This window comes from Komagataeibacter kakiaceti JCM 25156, from assembly GCF_000613305.1.
In genome coordinates, this window is sequence record NZ_BAIO01000074.1 from 1 (window position 1) to 8,547 (window position 8,547).

General features: G+C 52.7%; 9 protein-coding genes. All 9 read left to right on the forward strand.

Going from position 1 to position 8,547, the window contains the following annotated elements; translation table 11 throughout:
- The first annotated feature begins 408 nt into the window (after positions 1 to 408).
- Complete coding sequence (locus JCM25156_RS06535; protein WP_206777859.1) at positions 409 to 663, forward strand: helix-turn-helix domain-containing protein; 255 nt, start codon at positions 409 to 411, stop codon at positions 661 to 663.
- On the forward strand, positions 660 to 1,604 hold the full coding sequence (locus JCM25156_RS29845) for a type I restriction-modification system subunit M (protein ID WP_199898832.1): 945 nt from the start codon (positions 660 to 662) through the stop codon (positions 1,602 to 1,604). Before JCM25156_RS06535 ends, JCM25156_RS29845 begins: the two co-directional genes overlap by 4 nt.
- The gene (locus JCM25156_RS29850) at positions 1,577 to 1,975 is read left to right on the forward strand and encodes an N-6 DNA methylase (RefSeq protein WP_199898833.1); all 399 of its coding nucleotides are present in this window, start codon (positions 1,577 to 1,579) and stop codon (positions 1,973 to 1,975) included. Before JCM25156_RS29845 ends, JCM25156_RS29850 begins: the two co-directional genes overlap by 28 nt.
- Positions 1,975 to 2,205 (forward strand): hypothetical protein, encoded by a 231-nt coding sequence (locus JCM25156_RS29855; RefSeq protein WP_199898834.1) that lies wholly within the window; start codon positions 1,975 to 1,977, stop codon positions 2,203 to 2,205. The genes JCM25156_RS29850 and JCM25156_RS29855 overlap by 1 nt, the downstream gene beginning before the upstream one ends.
- Positions 2,202 to 3,428, forward strand: coding sequence for a restriction endonuclease subunit S (locus JCM25156_RS06545; RefSeq protein ID WP_025812538.1), 1,227 nt, complete (start codon positions 2,202 to 2,204; stop codon positions 3,426 to 3,428). The genes JCM25156_RS29855 and JCM25156_RS06545 overlap by 4 nt, the downstream gene beginning before the upstream one ends.
- Complete coding sequence (locus JCM25156_RS06550) at positions 3,429 to 4,544, forward strand: ATP-binding protein (RefSeq protein WP_025812539.1); 1,116 nt, start codon at positions 3,429 to 3,431, stop codon at positions 4,542 to 4,544.
- The gene (locus JCM25156_RS29860) at positions 4,537 to 6,033 is read left to right on the forward strand and encodes an HsdR family type I site-specific deoxyribonuclease (RefSeq protein WP_199898835.1); all 1,497 of its coding nucleotides are present in this window, start codon (positions 4,537 to 4,539) and stop codon (positions 6,031 to 6,033) included. The genes JCM25156_RS06550 and JCM25156_RS29860 overlap by 8 nt, the downstream gene beginning before the upstream one ends.
- Positions 6,034 to 6,095: 62 nt before the next feature.
- Positions 6,096 to 7,637, forward strand: a complete 1,542-nt coding sequence (locus JCM25156_RS29865; protein WP_407637111.1) for a type I restriction endonuclease subunit R, EcoR124 family — start codon at positions 6,096 to 6,098, stop codon at positions 7,635 to 7,637.
- 445 nt (positions 7,638 to 8,082) lie between these two features.
- On the forward strand, positions 8,083 to 8,547 hold a 465-nt coding region (locus JCM25156_RS22135; protein ID WP_034958650.1), incomplete at its 3' end, for a ParB/Srx family N-terminal domain-containing protein.

An 8,547-nucleotide genomic window follows, 5' to 3' on the forward strand; every position in this document is an offset into this window, starting at 1 on the left:
CGGGCGCCCCCATCGCGTCGCGCCCGATCCGCCCGTGTGCGGGCAGGGAAGGGGAACAGGGCTTCCCTCAGCCTTCCCATTGTACCATTCCCGGCGTGAACCGCCTCAAGGACGCGCGGTCCCCCCAATTTTGCCCGGCGCACCCTGCGGGCACACCAGACAAAATCGGCTCCCCCGCGCGCCGCTGGCGCGGTCGCCTGCGGCGATCTGATTGCGGTATCACGAGGGACCGCCATGACCGACCTGCCTTTTCAGGATTGTCCACCTCAGACGGCGCGTGTGAACCCATACGACGAGCAGCATCTCGGACTTTACGCCTTCATGTCGGACATACAGCTGCCCAGATCGCTTTCTGCATAAAGCCAGCGTGATCTCATCAGAACTCTGAAATTGCTTGGAATTCCCGCCTTGAAGGAAACCACAAATTTCCATAGAAATCCCCAAAAAGGTGATCTTGGGAAAGTGCTTCGTATGGCAGCTGACATCATGAGCATTGATGAAGTCGCCCACTATCTCAGTATCAACAGGAAAACCGCTTGGCGTTTTGCGGTCGACAGCAAACTGTCAGGCTTCCGCGGTGGTGACACCGAGCGGTTTTGGCGCATGGATATTGAGGACTGGATCGAGCGTGAAGCCAGTCCGAAGAAGGACAAAAAGAGATGACCGGCCAAGAACAACGCGCAGCGCTACAACGGAAAATCTGGGACATCGCGAATGATGTGCGCGGCTCAGTCGATGGCTGGGACTTCAAGCAATATGTCCTTGGCACGCTCTTTTACCGCTTTATCAGCGAGAATTTCGCTGCGTATATCGAGGGGGGGGAAGAGAGCATCGATTATGCGGCTCTATCCGATGACGTCATCACTGATGACATTAAGGACGATGCCATCAAGACCAAGGGCTATTTCATCTACCCCAGCCAGCTGTTCACCAATGTGGCAGACGACGCCAACACGAATGACAGCCTGAACACCGATCTGGCGCAGATTTTTGCGGCTATTGAATCCTCGGCCAATGGCTATCCGTCTGAGCCGGATATCAGGGGCCTGTTCGCCGATTTCGACACGACCAGCGCGCGCCTCGGCAACACCGTCACGGAAAAGAATAGCCGATTAGCCAAGGTGCTTAAGCGCGTTGCGGAACTGGATTTCGGAGACTTCGACAACAGCCAGATTGACCTGTTCGGCGATGCCTATGAATTCCTGATCTCTAACTATGCCGCCAATGCGGGCAAGTCTGGTGGGGAGTTTTTCACTCCGCAACATGTCTCAAAGCTCATCGCACAGCTTGCCATGCACGGGCAGGAAAAGGTCAACAAGATTTACGACCCGGCTTGCGGCTCCGGCTCGTTGCTGCTGCAAGCCAAGAAGCAGTTCAATGAACACATCATTGAAGAGGGTTTCTTCGGGCAGGAGATCAACCACACGACTTATAACCTCGCCCGCATGAATATGTTCCTGCACAACATTAATTATGACAAGTTCAATATACAGCGCGGCGATACGCTCACCCAGCCGCATTTTCAGGATGACAAGCCCTTTGATGCCATCGTCTCCAACCCGCCCTACTCGGTGAAGTGGATCGGCTCGGACGATCGACCCTGATCAACGATGACCGCTTTGCTCCGGCGGGCGTGCTGGCACCCAAATCAAAGGCCGATTTCGCCTTTGTGCTCCATGCGCTCAGCTATCTCTCGGCCAAGGGCCGTGCGGCGATCGTATGCTTTCCGGGGATCTTCTATCGCGACGGCGCGGAGAAGAAGATCCGGCAATATCTGGTCGATAACAACTATGTCGAAACGGTGATCGCGCTCGCCTCCAATCTTTTCTACGGAACGACCATCGCGGTGACGATTCTGGTTCTCGCAAAGAACAAGACCGACACGGCCATCCAATTCATCGACGCCAGCGGGGAAGAATTCTTCAAGAAGGCTACCAATACCAATCTTATGACGGACAAACACATCACGCGGTGATGGAAATTTTTGATCGCAAGGAAGACGTCGATCATGTTGCCGCGTCGGTGCCATATGAGATCATTGTGGAGCGCGGCTATAACCTCTCAGTCAGCTCCTATATCGAGCCGCGGGACACGCGCGAGGTTGTGAACATCAATGAACTGAATGAAGAGATCAGCGCTACAGTTGCCAAGATCGACCGACTGCGCGCCGACATCGACGTCATCATTGCGGAGATCGAGGCATGAGTGCGGCGGGTTTTCTGGAGAAGCTGCTGGATGGAGCTGAGGTGGTTTGGAAGCCGTTAGGGGATATTGCTCAGTATTCAACGACCCGCATCGGTTCCGATCAGCTTAATCAGTCAAACTATGTCGGAGTGGACAACCTTCTTCAAAACCGAGCTGGGAGGGTAAATTCAAACTACGTTCCAACGTCCGGCAATCTTACAGAATTTAAGGAGGGCGACGTCCTAATAGGTAACATTCGTCCCTACCTCAGGAAAATCTGGCACGCAGATCGGAGAGGTGGAACCAATGGGGACGTTCTGGTGGTTCATCCAACAGACTCTGTGTTGAACTCGCGCTATCTTTTTCAGGTTCTGACCGACGAAAATTTCTTCGAGTACAATATTCAGCACTCCAAGGGCGCAAAGATGCCTCGTGGAAGCAAAACTCACATTCTACAATATCTTGTCCCCATCCCCTGCCCGGATGATCCGCAGAAATCACTGGCGATACAGGGGGAGATTGTTCGGAGACTCGACAGCTTCACCGAGCTTACCACCGAGCTTACCACCGAGCTTACCACCGAGCTTACCCAGCGCAAAAAGCAATACAATCACTATCGCGATCAGCTCCTGACCTTTGACGAGTATGAAACGGAGTGGAAGGCACTGGGGGATGTTGCGCATTTTCAAAATGCTAAGCCTCATGAAAAATTAGTCTCACCGGATGGTGACGTAGCGCTTTTAACTGCGGGATTTATTTCGAGCGAAGGCAAGTCCGCACGATTTGTAAAAGCAGCTGATGTGTTGACCCCCGCACTTAAGGACGATGTCGCTATGGTGATGAGCGACCTGCCAAACGGCAGGGCACTCGCTAAAACCTTTTTTGTCGAGGAAAATGATCGCTATGCAGCCAATCAACGGGTTTGTTTGTTAAGGGTCAGGGAGCCAACTATCTTTTTCCCGAAATTCCTTCATTACGTGATGAATCGAAACAAACAACTATTAAGGTACGATAGCGGGTACGATCAAACACATCTCAAGAAAGATTGGATACTTGAGGTCAAAGTTCCCGTGCCTCCGATCGCCGAACAAATCCACATAGTTGCCATCCTCAACAAGTTCGACACGCTGACGACTTCGATCAGCGAAGGCCTGCTGCGCGAAATTGAGTTGCGCGAAAAGCAATATGCCTGGTACCGCGATCAGTTGCTGAGCTTTCCTAAGCCTAACGCGGAAGTGGCCTAGATGGGACAGACTCTGGTAGAGATTGCTGAAACACTGCGCGCGACCCACAAGAAGGTGCAGCTGATCTATGCGTTCAACGCGTCAGGCAAGACCCGGCTGTCCCGCGAATTCAGGGATCTCATTGATCCGAAGACAGAAGAGCGGGGCGATGATCATCGCACCAAGGTGCTCTACTACAATGCCTTCACCGAAGACCTGTTCTACTGGGACAACGATCTTGAAGGGGACATTGAGCGCAAGCTCAAAATTCAGCCGAACGCCTATACAAAATCCGCCTTTGAAGATTTAGGCCTTGATGGCAATGTCATCGCAACATTCCAGCGCTACACGCAGCCAAATTTGACACCACGATTCAGTACGGACTTTTCGGAGGTCACTTTTTCCCTCGAGCGCGGCACTGATACGAGTACCGGCAATCTGAAGATCTCCAAGGGTGAGGAAAGCAACTTCATCTGGAGCGTCTTCTACTGCCTGCTGGATCAGGTCATCAGCACCCGTAACGTCGCTGACGTCGATGAGCGCGAGACGGATCAGTTCAATGATCTGGAATACATTTTCATTGATGACCCGGTCAGCTCACTCGACGAAAACCACCTCATTCAGCTTGCCGTCGATATCGCCGACCTGATTAAGAGTAGCGACACGGTGAACGGCCTGAAATTCATCATCACGACGCACAGCCCGCTTTTCTTCAACGTGCTGTTCAATGAGCTGAAAAACAAGATCTGCTACATGCTGAAACGGCTGGAAGATGGAGGTTTTGAGCTGGAGGCGAAGAATGGCGATTCCAACCATAGCTTCTCCTACCACCTTTACCTCAAGCAGACGTTGGAGCAGGCAATTGCAGCGGATAAGATTGAGCGCTACCACTTTACCCTGCTGCGCAATCTTTATGAAAAGACATCGAGCTTTCTGGGCTATCCCCGATGGTCAGAGCTGCTGCCGAGCGACCAGCAGCTTTACTTGAACCGTATCATTCAGTTTACAAGCCATAACACGCTCTCCAGCGAGGCCATCGCCGAGCCATCGCCAGAGGAAAAGCAGACGGTGAAGCTCCTGCTGGATCATCTGCGCAACAATTACAGCTATTGGCAGAAGGAGCCCCCGAATGCCTGAGCAGACGACGCCGATCGCCGAGACTAATCGCTTTATCGTTCTCGATAAATATGTGCGCGCCTGGGAGGCGGCTGACAGCTATCAGTCTGAGACCGACCTAGAGCGCGAGCTTGTTCAGGACCTGCACGATCAAGGCTATGAGTATCTGCCTGACCTGAAATCAACCAGCGCCATGCTGGCGAATGTTCGCGTTCAGCTGCAAGCCCTCAACGATGTTCAATTTACTGATAAGGAATGGGTGCGCTTCGTTGAGACCTATCTGGATCGACCCAGCGACAGTGCCACTGACAAGACCCGCAAGATCCACGACGACTACATCTTTGACTTCGTCTTCGATGATGGCCGTATACAGAACATCTATCTGGTTGATAAGGCCAATATCTGCCGCAACAAGGTTCAGGTCATCAAGCAGTTCGAGCAAGCGGGCACTCATGCGAATCGCTACGATGTGACCATTCTGGTGAATGGGCTGCCGCTGGTGCAAGTCGAGCTGAAAAAGCGTGGCGTCGCTATTCGGGAAGCATTCAACCAGATCCACCGCTACAGCAAGGAGAGCTTCAACTCGGACAGTTCGCTCTTTAAGTACCTCCAGATCCTCGTAATCTCGAACGGCACGGATACGCGCTACTTCGCCAACACGACCAAGCGCGATAAGAACAGCTTTGATTTTACGATGAACTGGGCTCAGGCCGATAACAGCCTGATCCGGGACCTGAAGGATTTTACGGCGACCTTCTTCGAGAAGCGCACGTTGTTGAACGTGTTGCTAAACTATTCTGTTTTCGATGTTAGCGACACGCTGCTGGTGATGCGCCCCTATCAGATCGCGGCGACTGAGCGAATCTTACGAAAGATCAAAAGCTCGTTCGAAGGTAGGACGCTTAGTAAACCGGAAAGCGGCGGATATATCTGGCACACTACAGGCTCAGGCAAAACGCTGACCAGCTTCAAGGCGGCCCGCCTTGCCACGCAGCTCGACTTCATCGACAAGGTCTTTTTCGTGGTCGACCGAAAGGATCTTGATTACCAAACGATGAAGGAATATCAGCGATTCTCGCCGGACAGCGTCAATGGATCGGACAGTACAGCCGGGTTGAAGCGAAACCTCTCCAAGGACGATAACAAGATCATCGTCACGACCATCCAGAAGCTCAACAATCTGATGAAGAGCGAGGGCGACCTGCCGGTCTATACCCAGCGCGTCGTCTTCATTTTCGACGAGTGCCATCGCAGCCAGTTTGGTGAGGCACAGAAGAACCTCAAGCGGAAGTTCAAACAGTTCTGCCAGTTTGGCTTCACCGGCACGCCGATCTTTCCGGAAAATGCTTCGGGTGCGGAGACGACAGCCAGCGTATTCGGGAGCGAACTTCATTCCTATGTGATCACCGACGCGATCCGCGACGAGAAGGTGCTGAAGTTCAAGGTCGACTACAATGATGTGCGCCCGCAGTTCAAAGCGATCGAAACCGAACAGGATGAAAGTAGCTGACCGCCGCCGAAAACAGGCAAGCTCTTCAGCACCCCAAACGAATCGCCGAGATTTCCCAGTACATTCTCGATAACTTCCGCCGCAAGACGCATCGTCTCTATGGAGACAATAAGGGCTTCAACGCCATGTTCGCGGTGAGCAGCGTTGATGCAGCCAAGCTCTATTATGAAAAGCTGAATGCGCTGCAGGACGGTAGCGACAAGCCGTTGAAGATCGCGACCATCTTTTCATTCGCGGCCAACGAAGAACAGGATGCGATTGGCGACATTCCTGACGAGAGTTTTGAGGTTTCGGCGCTGAATAGCAGCGCCAAGGAATTCCTGAACGCCGCGATCGCGGACTACAACGCCTGTTTCCGAACGAATTTCAGCGTAGATAGCAAGGGCTTCCAGAATTATTACCGGGATCTGGCAAAACGGGTGAAAACCAAGGAAGTTGACCTGCTCATTGTGGTTGGCATGTTCCTGACCGGCTTCGACGCGCCAACTTTGAACACGCTGTTCGTCGACAAGAATCTGCGTTTTCATGGCCTTATACAAGCCTACTCCCGCACTAACCGCATTTATGATGCGACCAAGTCCTTTGGCAATATTGTTACCTTCCGCGACTTGGAAGAGGCGACTGTCAAGGCGATTACACTCTTTGGTAACGCCAATACCAAGAACGTCGTTCTGGAGAAAAGCTACTCAGACTACATGGAAGGTTTTACGGACCAGACGACAGGCGAGGCGAGGCGAGGTTTTATCGATGTCGTCCGTGAATTGGAAGAGCGTTTCCCGGATCCCACTGCCATCGAAAAGGAAGCGGACAAGAAGGCCTTTGCGAAGCTGTTCGGTGAGTATCTCCGTGTTGAGAATATCCTTCAGAATTATGATGAGTTCTCCAACCTGAGAGAGCTTCAGGAAATCGACGAGAGTGATCCCGAAGCGGTGAGAGCGTTCAAGGAGCGACATCATTTGAGTGATGATGACGTTGACGAGCTCAAGAGCATCGAGATGCCTGCTGACCGAAAGGTCCAGGACTATCGTTCGACCTATAATGACATTCGGGACTGGCTTCGCCGTGAAAAGGCTAGCGCCGAGCAGGTTGAGTCAACGATCGATTGGGATGATGTCGTCTTTGAGGTCGACCTCTTGAAATCCCAGGAAATAAATCTGGATTATATTCTTGAGCTAATTTTCGAGTGCAACAAAAAAACGAAGAGAAAGTCAGAAATTGTTGACGAAATTCGTCGTGTTATTCGTGCCAGTATTGGTAACCGCGCGAAAGAAAGCCTCATTGTTGATTTCATCAATCAGACAAACCTAGACGAACTGGAGGACAAGGCGGGGGTGATTGAGGCTTTTTTTGCCTTCGCACAAGCCGAACGATGCCGGGAAGCGGAAGAATTGATAACCGATGAAAAATTGAACGCGGAGGCCGCCAAGCGCTATATTGCGACGTCGATCAAGCGTGAATATGCGAGCGAAAACGGTACAGAGTTGAACTCGATCCTTCCAAAAATGAGCCCGCTCAATCCAAAATACCTGACCAAAAAAAGAGATGTGTTCCAGCGCATCTCTGCGTTCGTTGAAAAGTTTAAGGGTGTGGGCGGAAAAATTTAGGCATGTTCACGACTTTAGATGACTGTACCTATTGAGCGCAGTCAACAGTCCACCGCACATAACCCTCGAAAACAATCTAGGGATCCGGCCGCTTCCGGATCGGGAGAACGCTTTCGCAAGGGCACGAACTATACGCCGGAGTAATCGGCTGGTGCTAGGCTACGCCATAAACAATATCGGCTTTCAGGACATTGCAACTGTCAGTCGAATAGTCAGAATGGGTGCATGGCGGTCGTAAGCAGCATAGCAAGTGAATAGCAGCTTTTTGCCTGCCGTGACCGTTAACCGACAGTCTACTCTCCCCCTTTGCTGACTTTTTTTGCCGGGAATAGGGAATTACTTGGTATGGGGGGTAGCTTTCAGAGTCAGGGGGCTGCGCGGATTTTCGTGACGGGTTGAGAGGGTGGGAGAGAGGCTCCTGTCCGCCCGTCATGGAGTTTTCGTCATGGCGACCGCCATTCCCAAAATCAGCCTCAGTTCGTCCCGTGACATTCCGTTCAACCGGCTGGTGCTGTCCCAGTCCAACGTGCGGTGTGTGAAATCCGGCCTGTCGATCGAGGAACTGGCCCGCGACATCGAGCGCCGCGGACTGCTGCAGAGCCTGAACGTCCGGCCAGTCGTTGATGATGCCGGGGTCGAGACCGGCACTTATGAAGTGCCCGCTGGCGGACGACGTTTTCGCGCGCTCGAGCTGCTGGTGAAGCAGAAGAAACTGGCGAAGACGGCGCCCGTGCCATGCGTGGTGCGCGAGGTTGGATCGGCCATTCTCGCCGAGGATGATTCCCTGGCCGAAAACGTCCAGCGCGTGGCCCTGCACCCGCTGGATCAGTTTCGCGCCTTCCGTGACATGCTGGAGAAAGGCATGTCCGAGGAGGAAATCGCCGCCGCGTTCTTTGCCGCACCGACCGTA